Here is a 20,100-nt window from a genome sequence, read left to right as displayed (position 1 = left end):
TAAAGTAGCTTGGAACTACGCTTTTGGAATGGTAATGGTCAGCACACCGTTGCGGTATTCGGTTTTCATTTTGGCCGCGTCGGCAGGTCCGGGCAAGGTTAATGCGCGTTGAAATTGTCCGACGAAACGTTCCCGATACCGGTATTGGCCGTTTTTATCATCAGTTTCATCCTTTGCCTGTTCTGTTTTAATTGAGATACGCAAAACCTGATCTTCCAGTTTTACGTCTATTGACGATTGATCGGCACCGGGCGCATTGACAGTCACAATGTAGTAATCGGGTTTTTCCTGTAAATCCACGTCAGGCATTTTGCTTAAACTGCCTGAAGGCGTTTTCATATGAAAACGTGAAAATGAGTCATCGAACATCTGTTCCATTTCGCTTTGCATGTGCTGTATTTCCGTATAAGGATCCCATGTGCGGTTCTTAAAGAAGTCATCATCCGATTTGAGAGGATTTGGTTTGGGGAGATTCGATGTTTTTGTTTGAGCCTCCCCGGTCTGACTATAGAACCCACTCAGCTGATTAAGCCGGTCATTCAGCCGAAACATCGTATAAGCCTGTATTCCCAGAATAATCACTAATACCGCAGCTATAGCGGCAATGGTTTCATTTTTCATGTACTTTTCTCCGGAGCAAATCGCCGATTCGGCAAGCGTCGACATTCGTGGCGATGCCGGAATAACCTGTTTTTGCTTGCCGCTCAAACAGTTTATTCCTGGCGGCGCGGACTAATGGATTTCGATGCTTTTACGTTTGCTTTTTTCGGTTTTTGGAATGTTTATTGTCAGTATTCCATCTTTAAACGAGGCTTTTGCCTGATCACCATCGACATTGTCGGGTAAAGACAAGGTGCGCTGAAACTCGCCGCGTGATATTTCGCGGCGAAAAAACTTGCCTTTTTCCTCTTCCTTTTTTTCTTCTTTGGTGCAAGAACGAATGGTAACGGTCTGGTTGGTAATTGAGACATCCAGATCTTCTTTCTTAACGCCCGGCAATGCAGCCTGAACTTCTATGGCATTATCGTGGTCGATAATATCGACTCTTGGGACGTTCATTTCCGATAGGGTAGACACATTCCAATCCATCAAGCGGGGCCATCTGCGCGAGAGAAAATCATCAAAAAAGTGATCAAACTCATCAAATGACATCAAACCGCCGGCCGATGATTTGGACATTAATTCGGAACCTTGTTTTGTTTTTTCTACGTCTTGATTGGACATGAATTTCTCCGGCAATAGGTTTAAGTTATTAAAAATGCTAGCCTAACAGGGCATCAGGGCTTATAGCGGGCTGTATCGTTACAGCAAAAATTCCTGTTCGGCTTCAAACCAGTCTTCAAGCTCGTAACCTGGCGCAAATCCTCTACTTTCAGCCTTGTAATAGGCGAGTTCAGCAACTTTGGCATCACGATCGGGAAGGCATATCGTTGAGCAGTCTTCTTCAGGATTTGAAATTTCTTCTTTAGCTTTTTTAGCGGTTTTAGCCATTTTTCACCTCATTATGCTCATTGTGATGGTTAAGGGTTGCTCTTTAAGTTGTATATAAAACAAACAACCTCACTATTATTCTAAATAGAAAAACGAGAAAAAATATTGGTGTAAATACCTAGTAATTCATTTAACAATATAATTTTATTGATAATCTAAAAAAATCAGCTGAGCATCAAGCTGGTGCGTTCTTGTAAATGTGGTTTAATTACCCAAACCATTTTTAGTGTAAATTCGATCAGAGGAAAAGATGTTAAAGAAATATTGTGCGGCGGTCTTTTTAACGATTATTTTGGGGGGCGCGCAGGTTTATGCAGATCAATCCAAAGCTGCAATTGCCAGTGCTCATCCCTTGGCAACCGCTGCCGGTTTTGAAATCCTGGATAAAGGCGGTAATGTTTTCGATGCGGCGGTGGCCGTTAGCGCAACATTGGCGGTTGTCGAACCCTCCGGCTCAGGACTGGGCGGCGGCGGTTACTGGTTGCTGCACAGGGAGCAGGACGGCTTTGAAACCATGATCGATGGGCGCGAAAAAGCGCCGTTAGCGGCTCATCAGGCGATGTATCTGGATAGAGCGGGCAAGGTGATTCCCCGCTTGTCGCTTGATGGCGCGTTAGCCGCCGCTATTCCCGGCCTGCCTGCGGCTCTGGTGCATCTGTCGGAAAAATACGGGCGCTTGCCGCTGGCGGAAAGCCTGAAACCGGCAATCAGGGCAGCCAAAACCGGGTTTGCAATCGGCGAAAGATACCGGAAGCTGCTTAAGTTCAGGGCTGAGGTGATAAAAAAACATCCACAGACCGCGCGGATATTTCTGCCTGGCGATAATATTCCCAAAGCCTACTCAATACTCAGGCAACCGGATTTGGCTAATACCTTAAAGCAGCTGGCCGAGTCGGGCCGGGAGGGGTTTTATGGCGGCGAGATAGCCGATAAGCTGGTGGCGGGTGTCAACAAGGCGGGCGGCATCTGGACAAAACAGGATCTTGCCGCGTATCAGGTTGTAGAGCGGGAGCCGGTAAAGGGCAGTTATCGCGGTATAAAAATCACCAGCGCCGCGCCGTCGTCGTCCGGCGGCATTGTGCTGATTGAATCGCTGAATATTCTGTCCGGCTATGATTTAAAACAGATTGATGAACTGACTCGAAAGCATCTTATCGTCGAGGCCATGCGTCGCGCTTATCATGACCGAACCTTGTATATGGGGGACTCGGACTTTATCGATATACCGGTCAGGCGCTTGTTGAATGATGATTATGCGGCCGGATTGCGTAGCAGTTTGCGGTCCGACAAGGCATTGCCCAGTGCGATGCTGTCGGGCGAAATTCAACCGCAACCCGAAGGCATTAATACCACTCATTTTTCGATTATTGACGAAGACGGCAATCGGGTTGCGGCAACGCTCAGCATTAATTTTCCATTTGGTGCGGGCTTGGTAGCGGATGGGACCGGCGTATTGCTGAACGATCAAATGGATGATTTTACCGGCCTGCCGGGTGCGATGAACGGTTACGGGTTGGTAGGCGGTGTCGCCAATGCGATCGCGCCGGGCAAACGTATGCTATCCAGCATGGCGCCCACTTTTCTTGATGATGGCTATAACGTTGCGGCGTTGGGAACGCCCGGCGGCAGCCGTATTATTTCGATGGTGCTGCTGGCCGCGCTGGATTTCGCCAAAGGCCATGAGCCGGACTCATGGGTGCAAGTGCCTCGTTTTCATCATCAATTTATGCCGGATGTGGTTGAATATGAAAAAGGCGCAATGACGGCCAATGAGCTTATCGGTCTGGCGGCAATGGGACACCAGCTGAAAGAAGCGCGTTACAGCTATGGCGATATGCAGGCTGTGCAGTGGAATAAAACCACGCATCAATTGACCGCGGCTAGCGATCGTCGCGGCGAAGGACGAGCTGTTGTTGGGGATTAAGGGACGGAAATTGTGCTGGATCCCAAGCTCCAGCTTGGCATTCAGGGTAATACGGGTTTTTACTGGAGTTCCAATATTATGAATACTGACACAATTCAAATATGGCACGGCAATATTGCCGCCGATAACGCGCATTACCAAAACTACTGGCGGGTTCTCGATGCAGCCGAACACGCTCATGCCGAAAAAATAAAAAATGACTTATTGCATAAACGCTATGTAGAAGTGCATGGACGTTTAAGAAATATATTAGCCCAAACGCTTAATCAGCCGCCGGAACAGATAAACATAAAAAAAACCGAACATGGCAAACCCTATCTTGCCGATATGCCTGAGCTGGTGTTCAATCTGTCCCATTCGGCAAGTGTTATGGTGATTGCGCTAGGCTGGAACTGTCAGCTAGGCGTGGATATAGAATGTTGCAAACCGAGAACCAGTCTGGCTGGGCTGGTCGATAAATGTTTTGCCGAAGAAGAAATCGCCTACTGGCACAAGCTGCCGGAAGCTCAAAAAACACCCGAGTTTTACCGCTTTTGGACGCGCAAAGAAGCTTTCGTCAAAGCGACGGGACGCGGCATTGGCTTGGGGTTGAATCGCTGTGTTATTAATCCTCAAAATCAGTCTGAGTTTTTAAGGGTTCCTGCCGACTACGGACAGGCGTCAACGTGGCATGTGCAGGATATAACTTTGGGGCAGGATGTTTGCAGCGCGTTGGTGACCGATAAGGGTATTGTTGAAATCAGGCTTATAGAGCTGGCGGTATCGACTTAAAAAACAGTAGTTCAACGTCATAAAAGGGTTTTCCGGCTACATTCGGCTTTTGCAACTTAATGTATTCGCCGGGTTTTTGTATGGCAGCGATACAGCCATCTATAGATGGCTCGCCGCATAACCGGAGGCTGATGTTACAAGACCATCGACTAATGCACGGGCGAGGGTTGTTGTTTTCATGGTTTTCTCTAAAAAAATACATGAACGGGTCAGCTCATGACATTTGAATTCCAATGGTGGCTAACGGCAATGGCCGCGATGGACAATACTGCAAGCTGCCAGACATAGTTATCGAAATAAGCCACACAAACGGCTATAAGGCCTAGAAACAGTCCTGCAAAAATACAGCGCCAGCCTCTTGGTATACCGTCCAGATAAGTCGTCAATGCCAGTATTAACAGCACTATCAAACCGGCTTCTTCATGGAAGATTCTTCCTGAACTGTGGTAGGCATAAACGATAATGGCCGCACACAAGCCGCCGGCCCAATGCAGCAGTCGACTGATAAACGCCTTGAAATTATCGCCATGCTGTTTGAATTGATAATAGCCGGGAGCGATAGCGATAAAGGTAAACACGAATATCATCGCAAACCAATAATCGTGGCTTGTATGCCGATAGGTATGGCCAAGGTAGGCCCCGAGCAGCGACAAAAGTAAACGTAACGTAAAAAGATTATGAGTTGATAGCAGGTTTTGCTTGTTCATGAGCTGTCCTCAAGATGATAGATAATTAATAGTAGTTGCTGGTTCCGGAGCTTGGGAGCTAACGACACTCTTTAGCGAAAAATCGGCGAAATTTATACGCTTTAGGCAGATAGACCAGGCTTAACAGCAGCAATGCCAATAAGGCCGGTTGCCGGCGAATATCGGCCTGCACAACTTTTGCAGTTGCCAGTTTCGGGTTTTGTAATGCCCGGCTCAGGTTTTGCAGGTCGGTTAAGCGGGCGTAACTTAAGCTGGATTCTGCGCCCAGTTTTTTCAAATAGGTTTCGTGCAAGGCGGTTAAATGCTCGTTGCCGGTGGCGGCTTCGCTGCCGAATGGGGCATTGCGCGCGTTGTAGCCTTTGATTTGCGACGGGTCCAGATTCGACTGCCCGAATGAAGAACGGTGCGGTACATCGTCCTGGGCATAAAACCCGGTTTGTTTGCCTTGACTGTCGAACTTGGGGATAGGCACAGCCTGCAAGCCGCCGACGCCGATAATCATGCCTTTTGCTTGGCTCTTTACCGTGGAAAAATCGGCTTGGTAATTGGGATTAACAGGCGGGGCTTCCTGGCCGTCGGTAATGAAGATCACCGAACTGTCGCTTTTTTGCAGCATTTCCAGTGTGCTCAGCAAGCCTTTGGCAATATTGCTGTCCGCCGCCCAGGCCATGCGCCAGTCGATCTTGCTGATGGCGGTATCGATTTCAGTGTAAGCCGAACAAACTTCCAGCGGTTCGAATAACAGGGTTGAACGCCTTTCGGTGAACAGGCCCAGGCCGACTTTGGATTCGCAAGGCAGTTTTTGCAATAATTCGCGCAAGGTTTGTTTGACAAAATTCAGGCGGCTGACGGCTTGGTTGTCTTGTTGGTAGTCGGTTGCATTCATGCTGCGGGTAATGTCGATAATAAAGGTGTAGTTATAGGTTGGCATTTTTTGTTGCTTACTGGGGTATATGAACAGTACCAGCATGGCGATCAGCGCCGACAGTAAACACCCGATTCGATAATCTTTTAATGTGTGCTTCATTGTTTCCTCATTTCTCATTCCCACGCGCCGCGTGGGAATGCAGTGCTGGACGCGCTGCGTCTCGTATTACGCTGGTTCCCAAGCTCCTGCTTGGGAATCCAGATGCGAAGCTCCAGCTTCGCGAGACGGGAAGCTGGAGCTTCCCCCACTGAATCCCCAAGCAGGAGCTTGGGAACTAGCGCAATGTGTGGTTCATTGTTTTCTTGTTCTATTGGCTGCATGCCGATATGCAGACCTTCCAGGTTTTAAAAACCTGGAAGGTCTAACTCGCAATGTTCTCAGCAGGCGGGAAGGCGTTTTTTTCCGCGTTCCCACGCGCTGCGTCACTGACATTAAGTTAAGCGTTGTAGGAGCGGGCCGCGCCCGCGATGAAAGTGCTACAATTCTGCAATCGCTGCTCGAATGTCGCGGGCGCGGCCCGCTCCTACGGTGTCTTCGCGGTAAAAATATCTAAACTCAAGGCAAACCACGCGGAAACCCCGGCACTGTCGTCCACAACTGCGATTTCTGGTTCTTGGGTTCGTCGTCCGGCATGTCGACCCTGTCCATTTCCGGCAATAGGCGCATGGCGACTTCAAGGTTGTATTTGGCATCCCAGTCGCCGCTGTTTAAGGCCAAAGACTGCCGGTAGGCCTGTTTCGCCAGTCCTGCCAAGGGCATGGCTTCATTGATATTCATGGCTTTTGCCTGCTGTATGGCTTGTTCCAGGTACAGGTTGCCGAGGTTATAACGGACTTTGGCCTGGAAGTTCCGGTCGCCTTTGTCCATAATCAGGCTCAGGGTCGATAAGGTCTCGTCGTAGCGGTGTTTTTGCTTGAAATAAAAGGCCCGCGCCAGTCTCAGTTCCGGCTTGCCGCTGATCACTTTATTAACGACCACATCCTTGCCCGAAATCAATTGCCGGATTAAGTCATTGTCTTTGTGAATGCCGTACAACATAGCGGCGCTGTAAACGAAAGCCGCTAAACCGGCCGCTAACGCGGCCCACAGCATGATATGCCTGATTGTTCTTATCATCGTTTGACCTCAAAAAATTTAACGCCCAGCAGAACCAGCAGCAAGAAGGCCGCTACGCTGTAGCAAGCTGCCGACAAGTCCTGTTTGGGGATGCGTTCGACATAGTGCATCGGCAGGTTCTCCAGCCGGTTGATGTCGGCAATCGCCTGTTTTAACGCGTCCGGGCTTTCCGCTTCATAAGCCTGATAAGGGCTGCCCAGCCCCAGAAAAAACTTGTGCAGGTACAGTTCGGGCATGGCTTGGGCGTTGTCGTCCCGGCTGTCTTCAGGTTGGTCGAAAATGCCTGGGCTGCCCGCCGTGCGCAGGAAAATCCAGTACAAGCGGACTTGCTGTTGTTTAAACCAAAGCCGTAATTTTTGTTCGCTGTCGTGATCGATCGCCGCCGCCCCGTCCGAAACCAGCAGCACGATACGCGAGCCGGTAACGGGTTGTTGTTCGAAAAACGAGATGGCCATGCCCAAGCCTTTGCTGACATGGGTAAAACCCAGCGCCGGTGTCGCGGTCGCCGCAATCGCCGCCTGCACAGCGTTTTTGTTTTCGGTCAGCGGCATCACGAATAGCGGCGAGGTGCTGTATGCCGCGACCCCGATCAAATCGGTTTGCCGTTGTTCGACAAAAACGGTCAATAAGCGCCGCGCCGCCGTGGCTTTGGATTCGTCGGAGCCGTTCGGCGCGCGTCCGGCAAAGGTGTTATCCATGCTGCTGCTGCGATCCAGCAGTAACACGATATGCGCGCCGTGGCCGATACGCTCCCGGCTTTGTTCGGTGCGGTGCAGGCCCGCGATGCCCAGCACTAATCCGGCGATGGCAGCCATTGCGCACAGCCGCAAACAGCAGACAATAAAAACCGACAGCGTGTCCGCAGGTATCAACGCCGACCACGGGGCAGGGCTTGAACGCATGCCGCTATTGAACAGCGGCAACAGGGTGAGCAGCAGGCCGGTCAAAGCCCACGGGGTATTAACCGCTAAATTCATCGGCTGCCCCGTTCGATTTTGCGGCATTGCTCGCAGAGGTTTTTTAGCTGTTGCAAATCCTGCGCGACAACAATCATGCCGTCGGAAAAAAAGTAACGATTGGAGTAGTTGAAAAACCAAAGCAATTGGGCGTTTATTTGCAGATACTGCGGGTTGCGCCGGTAAAATTCGCCCAGCCGGTTAAGGAACAGCGGCTGTCCGTTGAGACTGTTCAGGGCGTGATGAACAACGGTCAAGGCTTGCTCCATGTCGGCTTTAGACAATCCCGCCAGTTTGCGCAACGCCCGCTTGAACACGGTGCGTCGCAGCATGTTGGGATAACAGCCGTATAAATAACCCAAGTAGACCGCTATCAGTACGGCAACGCTCAGGCTGGCCGCCAAGCCGTACAAGGCCTGGGTGTCCGTCAATAACGGCGGCGGGCTGTCGGGGCGCATGTATTCGCCCTGTTCGCTTTGGCGTACCATCAACTCCCTGAGCGGGGACAGGGTAAAAGTCCAGGCGGGAACGTTTTGGCCGATGCTTTTTTCGCCCTGGCTGAGCTGCACGGTAAAGCCGGGCAGGGTCAACGATTTAACCTCCAGCGGCGCGTAAAAAACCTGGTAGAGAAAGTCGATTTCATAGCGCTGTCCGCTTTGTTTAACCGTGACCTGATTCAGGTTCAGCCAGCGGTTGATTTGTCCTTTGACCGGCAAGCTGCCGGGTTGCAAACTGATGCCCGAACGGGTTTCGATCACGATGTGCTGGGGAATTTCATCGCCGTTAACGTAACCGAAGGGGCGGGGCGTTTCGACCTTAAAGTAACTGACCGGCTCATCAATCTGACCGGAACAGCCCAGCAGCGACAACGCCATGATTAACAGAATTCTCATGCGACCCTCTGCTGCAAATGACGATTAACGGTTTGGGTGTTGTAGCGTTCGGTAATAAATAAGGGCTCGCTGCCAAAGGCCCTGAAGCTATGTTTCAGGTCGTTTTGGCGTTGCCGGTAGGCGGCCATTATTTTTTGCCGTAAGGCCGGACGCATGAACAGCGTGCGGATCGCATGGTTTTCCATGTCCTGAAACGAAATAAGGCCCCAGTTGGGCAAGGCTGCGTATTCGTGCTGATTCCACAACACCAAGGGGATCACGTCGTGAGCCTGTAGCGAACCTAATACGGCGCGCAACTGCGGCAGCGGAAAATGGCAGTCGGATAGCAAAAATACCAGCGAGCGCTCGGCAGGCAGAAAGGCTACCGCATTTTGCAGTCCGTTTGCGCTGCCGCTAAAGTTAAGGCGTTCCAGTTGTGTTGCCAGTGCCGATACCCGTCCCAAGTGTTGACCGGCGGGAAGCAGCCAGCGATGCTCGATACGCTCGGTGCAGCCGATAAAGCCGAATTTGTCGCCGTAACCGAAGGCCGAATGGGCTGCGGTCAGTAAAAAACGGAGCAGGGTTTGTTGTTTGTCGGCATAGCCCATTGACGCCGACATATCGGCAATCAGATAGACGTTGACGCTGCTTTGCTGTTGATAGACGCGCACCCGGTACGAAGAAAACGGATCGAGTACGCTGGCGCGCAAGTCTATGCGTCTGGGGTCGGGGCTGGCGATAAGCGGTTCGTGGCGCTTGAACAGCTGTCCGGCGCCGATCATTTGTCCGGGATGCGCTCCGGGATAAACGGAACTTGATTGCCAGGGTAAGCGATAATGTAGCGTTTCGGTCATGGGTTTTTACGGTATTTTTCTTGTTTTATGCGTCAAGGTGAATGCTATTAAGTTTGTCTCTAGGCGGGGCGGGGTTTGAAACCCCGTTCCCAACGTTTTGTCCTCGTTCTCACGCGCTGCGCGGGAATGCCGTCAAGGCGCAGCCACCTGGTTCAAAATCCCCTCGATCAATTCGGGCAACAGCTGTTCTTTCCTGTAGGCAACCATCGGGTTTAAAAACAGCCGGTGCGTCATGCAGACCGGAAAAACCGCTTGCAGGTCTTCCGGCAAGACATGATCCCTGTGTTCCAGCCAAGCGCGGGTTTTGGCGGCGCGGATCAAGTAACTCATGCCGCGTGGACTGGCTCCGGCCATTAACAATTGCGGCATTTCGACATCGGTCAATTGAACGCCGTATTGGTGCGGCTGATGCGTGGCTTTCCATAAGCTCAGTGCGTAGGCATGGAGTTTGGGGCTGGTCTGTATGCGTTGCTGCACCGTTTGCGCCAGCTCATTGAGCCGGTAGTAAATGCCGCTGTTAGCGACGCCGGTGATAAGCCGGTCGGTATCGTGAAAACGGGGATTGAACATCAGCTCATCCAGCTCAGTATCCCCTCTGGGCATATCGATATTGATTTCCATCATAAAGCGGTCTTTGGCGGCGGCGGGCAACTCGAAGGTTTCTTCCTTCTCGACGCGGTTGCGGTCGGCAAAAACCTGGATGTGCGGGAAATGATAGTCGCGGTTAAAAGCGTTGATGCTGCGCTCGGCCATCGCTCTTAACAGCAAGGCATGGACTTGCGGACGGGCGCGGTTGATTTCGTTGAAGAAGAAGGTGGCGAGTGTGTCGCCGTGTTTAAGCAAAGGTCCCGGATCGACGCACGGACGGCCTTGGTCGTTTAAGTAAGTGTAATAGATCAAGTCGGCCGGCATCAGGTCGATAGTGCCTTCAATCCGTTGGTAATCGCCGCCCAAGCCTTGGGCAACCGCTCTTAGCAGCGTGGTTTTGCCGACGCCGACATTACCTTCCAGCAAGACATGGCCTCTGGCGAAAACCGCCAGGATGATATGCCTGACCGCAGGCTGTAGACCGATAACGGTTTGGTTGATTTGTCGTTCAAACTGTAACGCTTGCTCGCGCCAGTCGGTAAGTTGGATGTCTGTGTTCATTGGCTTTATAAAAAATCTGGATTCATCTATGCGGCGAGCCCCTCGTTCCCACGTAGCGCGCTCGTCGTTATACACATCTCGACGTAGGCCGGAATAAGCCTGTCCGCGCGTTAAGCGCAGGACTGGTGTTTCCGGCGCTCCGATGCCGGAAACACCCACCCTGGCTGACGCCGGGCGGTCTTATTCCGGCCTACATCCTGCGTTGCTCTACCTCCTGCATCCATGCAGTCGTAGCTTATCGTCTCGCGAAGCTGGAGCTTCGTCCTCTGGGTTCCCAAGCTGGAGCATAAAAAAGGGCATAAGATACAAACAGACTGACAAGGGGAAGAAAGCTGCAATGTATCCATGCCCAAAACAAATCATTACTCGATATCATCCAAGTCATAAACAAACTTGCCGGTCTTGGCTGAATTTTCCTGACGTTTTTTATTACGTTCTTCCATTTCTATAACCGATTGGGCTTGCTTGTTGAGTTCATTGACATCGTGTTTCGGATCATACTTGCTGCCAGCCACTTTTTCCGGGTAACCCGGCTTGGGTTCCCAGCAAACGCCCGGTTCGCTGCAATTTTGGCCGTCGTATGCGATAGCCGAATAGGACAGCGCCGCCAACACGACGCCTGCATTAATTAAAAGCATTTTTTTCATGGGTTTTTCCTCTCTATTTTTTTAACCATTTGGCTTTTTTCGGATCGCCTTTGTAGATGTCCCGTATCCAGGACATAATCAACAGCATTTCATCGGTCGATAGATTGACGTATTGCGGCCCCATCATGCCGTTGGCGCCGCCGAACAGCACTTCGAACAAACCCTGATCGGTCGCAGCCGATGGATAGGTCCAGTAATCGTCCGCCAGTCCCGGTCCTAATTTACCTTCGGCTTCGTGACCATGACAGCCGGAGCAGGCGGGCATAAACAGATCGTGGCCTTTTTGTACGGCTTCTTTATCACCGTTGTAGGGGTTCTTGCCTGTCTCCTTAAATTGATTGAAAACAGCTTCGTTGCCGCCCGATTTGGCGACGCTCATATCCAGCGGTGCACCGGTAATGGTATTGCGAAAGGTTATTTCCGCTAAAGCCGCCGTGCTGATCAGCGCAAGGCTGACAGCCGATGCAACAAATAATTTTTTCCTGTTCATGTTAAAACCTATATCTTTATGATTTTTAAGATGCATCGGGTTCAGCAACCAAAGGGATGCCTTCCTCTTCCAGCAGCTCGGTTATTTCATCCCGATTGTCTTCAATAACCTTGTTCAACTCAGCCAGTAAGGTCGGATCGTTTTTTCGAACGCCCATCGAGGTACTGAAGTGAAAGTCGACTTTTTGTCCGTCTGCGTGAACGTTGTCGTCAGGAACCATCGTCATCACTAACGGTATGCTCGATGCTTTAACATAACGCGCGGCAGAAGGCCCCCAAAGAGCGGCAATCCCGGCATGACCCGATGAAATTTCAGAAACCAGTTTCGAGGTTTCGTATTTAATGTACTGGTTGCGTCTGGATTTAAAGCCCACCAGCTCCTGGGAATAATTGAACATATCGTTGTAACGCCCGATAGCCCGCATCATCACTTCCGGCGGTGTGCCGGGCACGAAAGCGATGCGCTGCGCCTTGCGTAATGCTTCGCTATCCCAATTTTCCAGATCCAGGTTATCGGCTTCGCGCGAGATGAAGACGTAGCCGGAACGGTAATAAGGCTGGGTGGTTAGAACGCGGGGATCGCCCTTATCAACGCCCATTGCCACATCGCAGAGTCCTTTATCCAGCGTGTCGCGTATGTAGTAGCGCGGGTCGGTCCAGCCAAGGTATTCGACTTTTCTATTCAGCGCTTTGCCGACCAGTTCCGCCAGTTTGTTCTCGAAGCCTTCGCCTGCCTTATTGGAATAAGGCATTTCGTTTTCCGCCGCGCAAACCTTTAGCGGTTTGTTTTGTTCGGCCATGGCTTGGGGTATTGCTAAGCCGCACCCCAAACATAAAGCCGTTATGAAAAACTTGTTTATCTGCATATTTACTCTCATTAATGCTGGTTTAATGTAGCTACTTCGCTAGTTCCCAAGCTCCAGCTCTCGTCGTTATACACATCTCGACGTAGGCCGGAATAAGCCTGTCCGCGCGTTAAGCGCAGGACTGGTGTTTCCGGCGCTCCGATTGCCGGAAACATCCGCCCTTGCTGACGTCGGGCGGACTTATTCCGGCCTACATCCAGGGCCGCCATTTCAGCTTTCATGCCTAAATGACGGTCTTGAACAGACTTGCGTATAACGACGAGAGCTCCAGCTTGGGAACCAGCACAACTTAATAGCCCAATGCAAAGACCATCACGCCACCGCCTTGTTGCGTGTAGTGGGCCAGTTCTTTAAACGCACCGACTGCACCCAAACCTGCGGTAGGGTCCTGCAAGTCGAACACTAAACCGACACCGGGCCAGCCGCCGACACCGTAGTAAATCGCCACATATTGCTTGCCTTTGTGTCCAAAGGTGATCGGGTGGCCGATAACGCCGGAGGGCAGTTTGAATTTCCATAATTCTTTACCGTTCCGGGAATCCAGCGCTTTGATGTGACCGTCCAAGGTACCGTAGAAAACCAGGTCGCCCGCTGTTGCGGTGGTGCCGCCCCAGACTGCAAACTTTTCCTTGATTTCCCATTCGAATTTACCGGTCACGGAATTCATCGCTTTAACTTGTCCCAAGGTGCCTTTAGGTCCCGGATACATGTTCAGCGTCGCGCCGACAAAGAACTGGCCAGCGCGGTAAGGCAGCATGAACGGTTCCCAGTCCATGCAGATATGGTTGGTGCCCATGAAGAACAGTTTTTTGTTCGGATCGTACGATTCGATGCCCTGGTTGTGATAACCCATCGCGGACGGGCAAATGCCTTTGGCTTCGTGATCCATGTGCGTCGAAAATTCAGGATCGCGAACCGGCAGGCCGGTTTTTAAATCGACTTTTTTAACCCAGTTGACGGTATCGTCGATTTTAAAGGCGTTGACCAGATCGCCGTTTTCACGGTTCAGGGTATAAACCAGGCCGTTGCGGTCGGGGTGGGTCAGCAGTTTGGTCATTTTGCCGTCAACCAGCTGCTCCGATAAGCCCATGTAGTTGACGCCGGCGTAGTCCCATTCGTCATGCGGCGTTTTTTGATAACCGAATTTCGCTTCGCCGGTATTGATGTCGCGGCCCCAGATGGTCATCGTCCATTTGTTGTCGCCCGGACGCATGGTTTCATTCCACGGTGCGGGGTTGCCAGAGCCGTAATAGAGCATGTCCAGATCGGGATCGAACGCATACCAGCCCCAGTTGGTGCCGCCGCCGATTTTCCAGGCGTCGCCTTCCCAGGTTTTAAGACCCAGTCCGAATTGGCCGTAATGCGGGTTGGCGCTGTTAAAATCCTTGGCCAGTTTGATGTCTTCATCGGGACCGGTCGCATAAACGCGCCAGGCCTGTTTGCCGTCTTTGATGTTATAGGCGGTGGCATAGCCTCTTACGCCCAGTTCCGCGCCTGAGCTGCCGACAATGACTTTATCTTTAGCCACAAAAGGCGCGACGGTCAGCGTGGAGCCCATCGCAATATCGGAATTCTCCATTTTCCACAACACTTCGCCGGTCTTCGCGTTTAAGGCAACGATATGGCCGTCCAGTTGATTCTGGAAAATAGTCGCCGGATAACCGTCACCGGCGGGTGCGTAAGCCAAGCCTCTGTTTACCACGTCGCAACAGGCGACTGCACGGGCAGCGGGGTTTTGCTTGGGCTTGTGTTCCCACAGAATTTTGCCGGGCTCGTCCAGGTCGATGGCAAAAATATTATTAGGGAAGGGCGTATGCACATACATAATGCCGTCAATGACCAGCGGTCCGCCTTCATGGCCGTTCAGCACGCCCGTGGAAAACGACCAGACCGGCTGTAGATGCTGGACGTTGTGCGCGTTAATCTGGGTCATGTCGCTAAAGTGGCTGGCACTGTAGTCTTTGGTCTGCATGACCCAGTTAGTATCTTCTTTCGACAGTCTATCCAGGGCCTTGTTGGCCTGTGTCGGCATGGAAACCGTCAATAGAGCACCGCTACAGACAGCTGATGCGACAGCGGCGCGGGTGAATTTGGAAATCCGCATAGTTCCTCCAGGGGTTATGATTGTTGTACTTATAAAGCCAAGCCTGTGCGTATCAATAAAGGGTAAGTAAGACAACCAGCTTTCTTGATCAAAACGTTTGCAATGCCTCATTGAGATGCAGGGCTGAGCAGGCGGTCATAGTACGGGAGCGGTTGCTTGCAGCGTTACGGAATAAGCCCTGAAATCGGCGGGAAAAATCCCGGAATAAACCAAGAAAACTTCCTGTATCGTTGGGCGGAATAAAACAGGAAAAGCTCCTATCGATTTAGCGTTTATAAACAGGCATGATGGCTGTTTTGACACGTTAAGGAGTAAGGTAGTGGCGGGTAAGATTAGTGTGTTATTGGTGGATGATCACGCCGTGGTTAGGTCGGGATACAAAGCTTATCTTTCCTTATCCGATAAAATCGGACAGATTTATGAGGCGGATCGCGGCGAGACAGCGTGCCAAATGTATAACCGGTATCAGCCGGACATTGTGGTGACGGATTTATCGATGCCGGGCATCGGCGGTTTTGAGAGTATCAGGAGACTGCTCAATCGTGATCCGCACTGTAAAATTCTGGTATTCAGCATTCATAATGAACTGGTCTATGTGACGAGGGCGCTTGCGGCCGGAGCCAAGGGCTATATCACCAAAAGCAGCGTGCCTGAAACGCTGGTTACTGCGGTGTATAAAATTGCCCAAGGCGGGACTTATGTCGATCCTGATATTGCCCAGCAACTGGCTGTTTCTATGGCTGGCGAACAGGACGAGGCGGAAAAAATCAAGCTGCTTTCCCCTAGAGAGTTCGATGTGTTCTGTTTATTGGCGAATGGTTATACCGTTAGAAAGGCGGCGGAAAAACTGTGTTTGAGTTACAAAACGGTATGCAACCACGGTACTGTCATCAAGGAAAAAATGGGTGCGGAAACGTTGGCCGAGTTGACTTTGTTGGCAAGTCGGCAGGGGCTTATTGAAGTGCATGAACATTAATCATGATAATAGGCAAAAGGCAAAAGGCAAAAGGCGAAGGGCGAAGGGCGAAGGGCGAAGGGCGAAAACATCTTTCGTCATTTGCCTTTCGCCTTTTGCCTATAATATCTTTATTTTTCCAGCTTTTGCTTTAGTCCCATCAAACCGTTTTTAAAGAACGCATTCATCGCTTTAACTGCCGCTGCATCATTCAAGCTTTCAGGCGGGGTATTGCCGCTATCGCCACGGTAGAAACGGCTTTTTAGCGTAACCACGCTGGTATTCGTATCAGTTCCGGCTGTTACCTGGAGGTTGGTGGTGTATGAGCCGACCGGAAATGCCGTTACGTTTTCGGTTTTAAGACGGTAATTGTATTCATGATCTTTATCGCTGTAAAAATCCAGACTCTCTACCAGTTGTCCGTCATTTTGCAGGGTAACGGTTCTGGTGCCGTCGGAGGCGTTTTTTCCATCGCCTGAACTGGCTTTGACATCAGGGTGCCAGTTTGCAATGGCGTCAAATTGCTTGATTGCATTCCAGACCTCATCGACAGGGGCATTAATAGTGATGCTTTCTTTGGCTTTTTGCGGAGTGGGTCCGTGAGCCAGAGAGGTCACGGGGAATAACAGGAAACTCAGTAACAGGTAAGGTAAACGGGTCATGTCATTAATGCCATTAATTAAAATGGCTTATTATTCATAAATCCGGGCAAAAGGTATTGAGTGATTTTCCTGATAATGGCAGGGAAATTTTCTTTTTTAAGTCGGCAATAAAAAGGGCGGGTTAATGGCGCCCGCCCTTGTTTGTATTTGGAAACGCCTGATGACTTAAGCGTTTCCGGTTGAACAGTATCAGATAAAGTTTATTTAAGCACTTCCAGTTGCACTCTGCGGTTGTTGGAGCGACCTTCTTCGGTCTCATTGGTGTCGATAGGTTGGGTTAAACCGTATCCACGGGCAGTCAATGTTCCGCCGTTTTGGATATTGCGATGTAAATAGTTTTTAACGGCCAGTGCCCTGCGCTCTGATAATCTCTGGTTGTAATTTACTGTGCCGGTGCTGCTGGTGTGGCCTTGTACTTCAATGTTTACACCGGGATTTTGTTGGATGACGGTAACGGCATTGTCGAGTTCACGGTAATACTGAGGTTTAATGTTGCTTTTGTCGTTGTCGAACTTAATATCGACAATCCAGCAGCCGAATGCGTTAACGTGGGCTCCTTTTAAGGTATTAAGGCATTTATCATTGCAATTATTGACGCCGTCGGCATCATCATCTTGGGTTGAGCAGTCGGCAACCGGCGGCGTGCCGGCTTTTAAGAATATGCTTTGCACAAATTTAGTCATGCCGTCGGTGCTGGAAATCCGTTCGGCAGTGGTGCCAAAGCCGCAACCGCCAAAGTCGGAAAGTCGACTTAATTGGTTTTGTCCGTATTTGTCCTGTTCATTGCCTACCCAGACGGTATAAACGCATAGTTTGTCGCCATACCGTTGTCTTAATGATTTAACGGCTGGGACAGGGTCGTTATCTACCCCTCCATCGCTGAGGATCAGCACAGCGATATTGCCCGTCGTGGCTGATAAGTCTTCGGTTGTTTCTTCAATTCCGCTATCCATCGGTGTCCCGCCGCTTGCGCAAGTCAGTGTATCTATGCCGCTACCGAAAGGTGCTTTTGAGTGGAGGATCGGAGGCATGTTAAGCCGGGTGAATTTCCAGTCCAGACAAGGACCGAAACCGAAACTGCGGATGCTGGAAGTCAGCTTCAGATCGGGAATGGTCAGGTTTATCCTGTTCAGGATTTCTTTTTCAACGGATAATTTTGTAGGGGAGGGTTGAGCCGGGTAGCCGGTACCCAGATAATTTTCTGCCATTGATGATGAAGAATCATTGATGACAAAGAAGTTATCGGCTTTTTGTATATAGTATCCTGAAGAGACCAAGCTGTTTAGGTCTTGAGGATGAAAGCTTTCGAAAGTGCTTACCGGCTGCGAGGCGCAACCCGACATAAGGACGCTTGTAATAGCTGCTGTAATGATAAGTGCTTTTTTCATGAAATATCTCCTTGTAACCAAATCGTTTAAGATGACGTAATGTTATATAGTAACCATCGGCATTGATCCTAATATTGTCTTGAATAGATAAGCCTAAAGTAATCAGTTGGGACGGTAGTAACAGCCACAGGGTATAAGAAACAAGCTGTTCATGAAATCAGTGCTAACACCTAGCGGAAGAACTTATAGCTGAATGTCGGTTAATGCTTGCTAACTTTTAACAACAGTTGATTTTTGATGACGGTATGGGTCGATAGTACCGAGGATAATTTATCTTTAACCCTCGGCATGAAATAATGCGGGCTTTTCAATTAAAGTAAAAGGGAGTTACATTGATGTCCAAATTATTTATTCTAGCTTTTTTGTTGTCGCTTTGTCCCGGCGTACAAGCTCAGCAGCAGCCATCGCAGGATGATGTTCGGCAGTCTGCAATGCAAGGCAATGCAGAGGCTCAAGCCAAGCTGGGGGCGATGTATTTATTAGGCCGTAATGGTGTTGAAACGGATGAGCAAAAAGCAGCGGAGTGGATGCTAAAATCGGCAAATCAGGGCTTTATTGAAGCCGAAGTGATCATGGCTGCATTGTATGACCGCGGCATGGGTGTGAAAAACGATGTTAAAATAGCGACAGCATGGTACGAAAAAGCCGCAGCTCAAGGACATGGTCCTTCACTGGCTATTTTAGGCAAAAATGCCGCCGCCAAGGGAGCGGTGGCTTTTAATTATCAAGCGATGCGTTTAAGCGCTTCCAAGCAAATCCCGACAGAGTACGCTAACAAAATCTTACTAACGAAATAATATCAAATGAGTATAAAAACACGTTTTGCCCCGAGTCCAACGGGTTATCTGCATGTAGGCGGCGCGCGCACTGCCTTGTTTTCCTGGCTTTACGCGCGCAAGCATGGCGGAAAGTTTATTTTAAGGATCGAAGATACCGATCTGGAGCGATCCACGCAGGAATCGGTCGATGCCATTTTGGAAGGTATGACCTGGTTAGGCCTGGAATATGATGAAGGGCCTTTTTATCAGACCCATCATTTCGATCGGTATAAGGAGATTATTCAGCAGTTGCTGGATCAGGGCGACGCCTATTATTGCTATTGTAGTAAAGAAGAGCTGGAACAGTTGCGTACCGAGCAAATGGCTAATAAGGAAAAGCCGCGCTATAACGGCAAGTGCAGGGATTTGGCGGGGCCTAAAAATGATCGGGAAGCGGTCATCCGCTTTAAAAATCCGATTGACGGCGTAGTAACAATTCCCGACTTGATTAAAGGCGATATTGTTGTTGCCAATAAAGAGCTGGATGATTTGATTATCGCCAGAGGAGACGGCACGCCTACCTATAATTTGACGGTGGTGGTTGACGATATGGATATGAAGGTCACGCACGTCATACGCGGCGATGATCATATTAATAACACGCCAAGGCAGATGAATATTCTTAAGGCTTTGGGTGCGGAACTACCCAAATACGCGCATTTACCGATGATTTTGGGGTCTGATGGCGCCAGATTGTCTAAGCGCCACGGTGCTGTCAGTGTGATGCAGTTTCGTGACGACGGCTACTTGCCTGATGCTTTGTTGAATTATCTGGTGCGTCTGGGTTGGTCGCATGGGGATCAGGAGATTTTTTCGATTGATGAAATGGTCGAGCATTTTGCGTTGGAAAATGTCAATGTGTCTGCATCTACATTCAATACCGAAAAGCTGTTATGGCTGAATCATCATTACATTATGAATAGCGATCCGGCTCATGTGGCGCGTCATTTAAGCTGGCACATGGGCGAACTGGGCATCGATCCTTCCGAAGGACCCAGTCTTGTCGATATGGTCAAGGCACAACGGGAACGCTGCAAAACACTGGTTGAAATAGCGGCTGCCAGCGTTTATTTCTATAAGGATTTCGATGTGTACGATGAAAAGGCGGCTAAAAAGAATTTCACTCCAGGTTCGGACGAGGTTTTGGCGCAGTTGCGTGATGAATTTGCAGCTGTGACAGAATGGCAGGGCGAGGCGCTGCACCAGATTGTGGTGAATCTTGCCGAAGCCATGGGCCTGGGTCTGGGTAAAGTAGCTCAGCCTTTGCGCGTCGCAGTTTGCGGCTCAGCGGTTTCACCGGCAATCGATATAACCTTGTCGTTGTTGGGCAAGGGAAAAACCTTGGCCAGAATACAGCGAGCCATAAATCATATAAAAAACTTAAATTAATATTGGACAGAATA

Annotated in this window: 22 protein-coding genes; 5 read left to right on the top strand and 17 right to left on the bottom strand. The window is 50.1% G+C overall.

Going from position 1 to position 20,100, the window contains the following annotated elements; translation table 11 throughout:
• Positions 1 to 15 precede the first annotated feature (15 nt).
• From Q8L79_RS08925 to Q8L79_RS08915, 3 genes are all read right to left on the bottom strand, one after another.
• Complete coding sequence (locus tag Q8L79_RS08925) at positions 16 to 621, bottom strand: Hsp20/alpha crystallin family protein (protein WP_305270172.1); 606 nt, start codon at positions 619 to 621, stop codon at positions 16 to 18.
• 111 nt (positions 622 to 732) lie between these two features.
• Positions 733 to 1,224 carry an Hsp20/alpha crystallin family protein gene (locus Q8L79_RS08920; protein ID WP_305270170.1) on the bottom strand — a complete coding sequence of 164 codons (492 nt, stop codon included), beginning with the start codon at positions 1,222 to 1,224 and terminating at the stop codon, positions 733 to 735.
• Between the two features lie 78 nt (positions 1,225 to 1,302).
• Entirely contained in the window at positions 1,303 to 1,491 is a 189-nt protein-coding gene (locus tag Q8L79_RS08915) for a DUF2934 domain-containing protein (RefSeq protein ID WP_305270168.1), read from the bottom strand.
• Positions 1,492 to 1,741: 250 nt separating this feature from the next.
• On the opposite strand from Q8L79_RS08915, the gene ggt reads away from it, so the two are divergent.
• Together ggt and Q8L79_RS08905 are read left to right on the top strand one after the other, a co-directional pair.
• The gene (gene ggt, locus Q8L79_RS08910) at positions 1,742 to 3,415 is read left to right on the top strand and encodes a gamma-glutamyltransferase (protein WP_305270166.1); all 1,674 of its coding nucleotides are present in this window, start codon (positions 1,742 to 1,744) and stop codon (positions 3,413 to 3,415) included.
• A gap of 78 nt (positions 3,416 to 3,493) precedes the next feature.
• Positions 3,494 to 4,186, top strand: coding sequence for a 4'-phosphopantetheinyl transferase superfamily protein (locus Q8L79_RS08905; RefSeq protein ID WP_305270164.1), 693 nt, complete (start codon positions 3,494 to 3,496; stop codon positions 4,184 to 4,186).
• Positions 4,187 to 4,395: 209 nt separating this feature from the next.
• On the opposite strand, the gene Q8L79_RS08900 is transcribed toward Q8L79_RS08905, so the two are convergent.
• The 12 genes from Q8L79_RS08900 to Q8L79_RS08845 all read right to left on the bottom strand — a co-directional run bounded on the left by Q8L79_RS08900 (position 4,396) and on the right by Q8L79_RS08845 (position 14,874).
• Positions 4,396 to 4,893 carry a hypothetical protein gene (locus tag Q8L79_RS08900; protein ID WP_305270162.1) on the bottom strand — a complete coding sequence of 166 codons (498 nt, stop codon included), beginning with the start codon at positions 4,891 to 4,893 and terminating at the stop codon, positions 4,396 to 4,398.
• A 58-nt stretch (positions 4,894 to 4,951) separates the two neighbouring features.
• Positions 4,952 to 5,920 carry a vWA domain-containing protein gene (locus Q8L79_RS08895; protein WP_305270160.1) on the bottom strand — a complete coding sequence of 323 codons (969 nt, stop codon included), beginning with the start codon at positions 5,918 to 5,920 and terminating at the stop codon, positions 4,952 to 4,954.
• A gap of 456 nt (positions 5,921 to 6,376) precedes the next feature.
• Positions 6,377 to 6,937 carry an MxaK protein gene (locus Q8L79_RS08890; protein ID WP_305270158.1) on the bottom strand — a complete coding sequence of 187 codons (561 nt, stop codon included), beginning with the start codon at positions 6,935 to 6,937 and terminating at the stop codon, positions 6,377 to 6,379.
• Positions 6,934 to 7,914, bottom strand: a complete 981-nt coding sequence (locus Q8L79_RS08885) for a vWA domain-containing protein (RefSeq protein WP_305270156.1) — start codon at positions 7,912 to 7,914, stop codon at positions 6,934 to 6,936. Before Q8L79_RS08885 ends, Q8L79_RS08890 begins: the two co-directional genes overlap by 4 nt.
• Positions 7,911 to 8,786, bottom strand: coding sequence for a nonribosomal peptide synthetase MxaA (locus Q8L79_RS08880; protein WP_305270154.1), 876 nt, complete (start codon positions 8,784 to 8,786; stop codon positions 7,911 to 7,913). The genes Q8L79_RS08885 and Q8L79_RS08880 overlap by 4 nt, the downstream gene beginning before the upstream one ends.
• On the bottom strand, positions 8,783 to 9,619 hold the full coding sequence (locus Q8L79_RS08875; protein ID WP_305270152.1) for a DUF58 domain-containing protein: 837 nt from the start codon (positions 9,617 to 9,619) through the stop codon (positions 8,783 to 8,785). Before Q8L79_RS08875 ends, Q8L79_RS08880 begins: the two co-directional genes overlap by 4 nt.
• A gap of 132 nt (positions 9,620 to 9,751) precedes the next feature.
• On the bottom strand, positions 9,752 to 10,768 hold the full coding sequence (locus tag Q8L79_RS08870; protein ID WP_305270150.1) for a MoxR family ATPase: 1,017 nt from the start codon (positions 10,766 to 10,768) through the stop codon (positions 9,752 to 9,754).
• 362 nt (positions 10,769 to 11,130) lie between these two features.
• Positions 11,131 to 11,415, bottom strand: coding sequence for a methanol dehydrogenase (locus tag Q8L79_RS08865; RefSeq protein ID WP_305270148.1), 285 nt, complete (start codon positions 11,413 to 11,415; stop codon positions 11,131 to 11,133).
• A gap of 13 nt (positions 11,416 to 11,428) precedes the next feature.
• Positions 11,429 to 11,905: a cytochrome c(L), periplasmic gene (moxG, locus tag Q8L79_RS08860; protein WP_305270146.1), complete on the bottom strand. Its 477-nt coding sequence runs from the start codon at positions 11,903 to 11,905 to the stop codon at positions 11,429 to 11,431.
• Positions 11,906 to 11,930: 25 nt separating this feature from the next.
• Positions 11,931 to 12,770: a methanol oxidation system protein MoxJ gene (gene moxJ, locus Q8L79_RS08855; RefSeq protein WP_305270144.1), complete on the bottom strand. Its 840-nt coding sequence runs from the start codon at positions 12,768 to 12,770 to the stop codon at positions 11,931 to 11,933.
• An 11-nt stretch (positions 12,771 to 12,781) separates the two neighbouring features.
• Positions 12,782 to 12,991, bottom strand: a complete 210-nt coding sequence (locus tag Q8L79_RS08850) for a hypothetical protein (protein ID WP_305270142.1) — start codon at positions 12,989 to 12,991, stop codon at positions 12,782 to 12,784.
• 68 nt (positions 12,992 to 13,059) lie between these two features.
• On the bottom strand, positions 13,060 to 14,874 hold the full coding sequence (locus tag Q8L79_RS08845; protein WP_305270140.1) for a methanol/ethanol family PQQ-dependent dehydrogenase: 1,815 nt from the start codon (positions 14,872 to 14,874) through the stop codon (positions 13,060 to 13,062).
• 319 nt (positions 14,875 to 15,193) lie between these two features.
• Here Q8L79_RS08845 and Q8L79_RS08840 point away from each other — a divergent pair, with 319 nt between their 5' ends.
• Positions 15,194 to 15,850, top strand: coding sequence for a response regulator transcription factor (locus tag Q8L79_RS08840; protein ID WP_305270138.1), 657 nt, complete (start codon positions 15,194 to 15,196; stop codon positions 15,848 to 15,850).
• A gap of 110 nt (positions 15,851 to 15,960) precedes the next feature.
• Here Q8L79_RS08840 and Q8L79_RS08835 read toward each other — a convergent pair whose 3' ends face one another.
• Together Q8L79_RS08835 and Q8L79_RS08830 are read right to left on the bottom strand one after the other, a co-directional pair.
• Entirely contained in the window at positions 15,961 to 16,491 is a 531-nt protein-coding gene (locus Q8L79_RS08835) for an SRPBCC family protein (protein ID WP_305270136.1), read from the bottom strand.
• Positions 16,492 to 16,691: 200 nt separating this feature from the next.
• The gene (locus Q8L79_RS08830) at positions 16,692 to 17,879 is read right to left on the bottom strand and encodes an OmpA family protein (protein ID WP_305270134.1); all 1,188 of its coding nucleotides are present in this window, start codon (positions 17,877 to 17,879) and stop codon (positions 16,692 to 16,694) included.
• A gap of 335 nt (positions 17,880 to 18,214) precedes the next feature.
• On the opposite strand from Q8L79_RS08830, the gene Q8L79_RS08825 reads away from it, so the two are divergent.
• Positions 18,215 to 18,676, top strand: coding sequence for a tetratricopeptide repeat protein (locus tag Q8L79_RS08825; RefSeq protein ID WP_305270132.1), 462 nt, complete (start codon positions 18,215 to 18,217; stop codon positions 18,674 to 18,676).
• Positions 18,677 to 18,682: 6 nt separating this feature from the next.
• Entirely contained in the window at positions 18,683 to 20,086 is a 1,404-nt protein-coding gene (gltX, locus tag Q8L79_RS08820) for a glutamate--tRNA ligase (RefSeq protein ID WP_305270130.1), read from the top strand.
• The last annotated feature ends 14 nt before the right edge of the window (positions 20,087 to 20,100 follow it).

Origin of the sequence: Methylobacter sp., from assembly GCF_030680395.1 — a bacterium.
Lineage (GTDB): Bacteria > Pseudomonadota > Gammaproteobacteria > Methylococcales > Methylomonadaceae > Methylobacter_A.
This window is presented reverse-complemented; position numbering and strand designations above follow the sequence as displayed.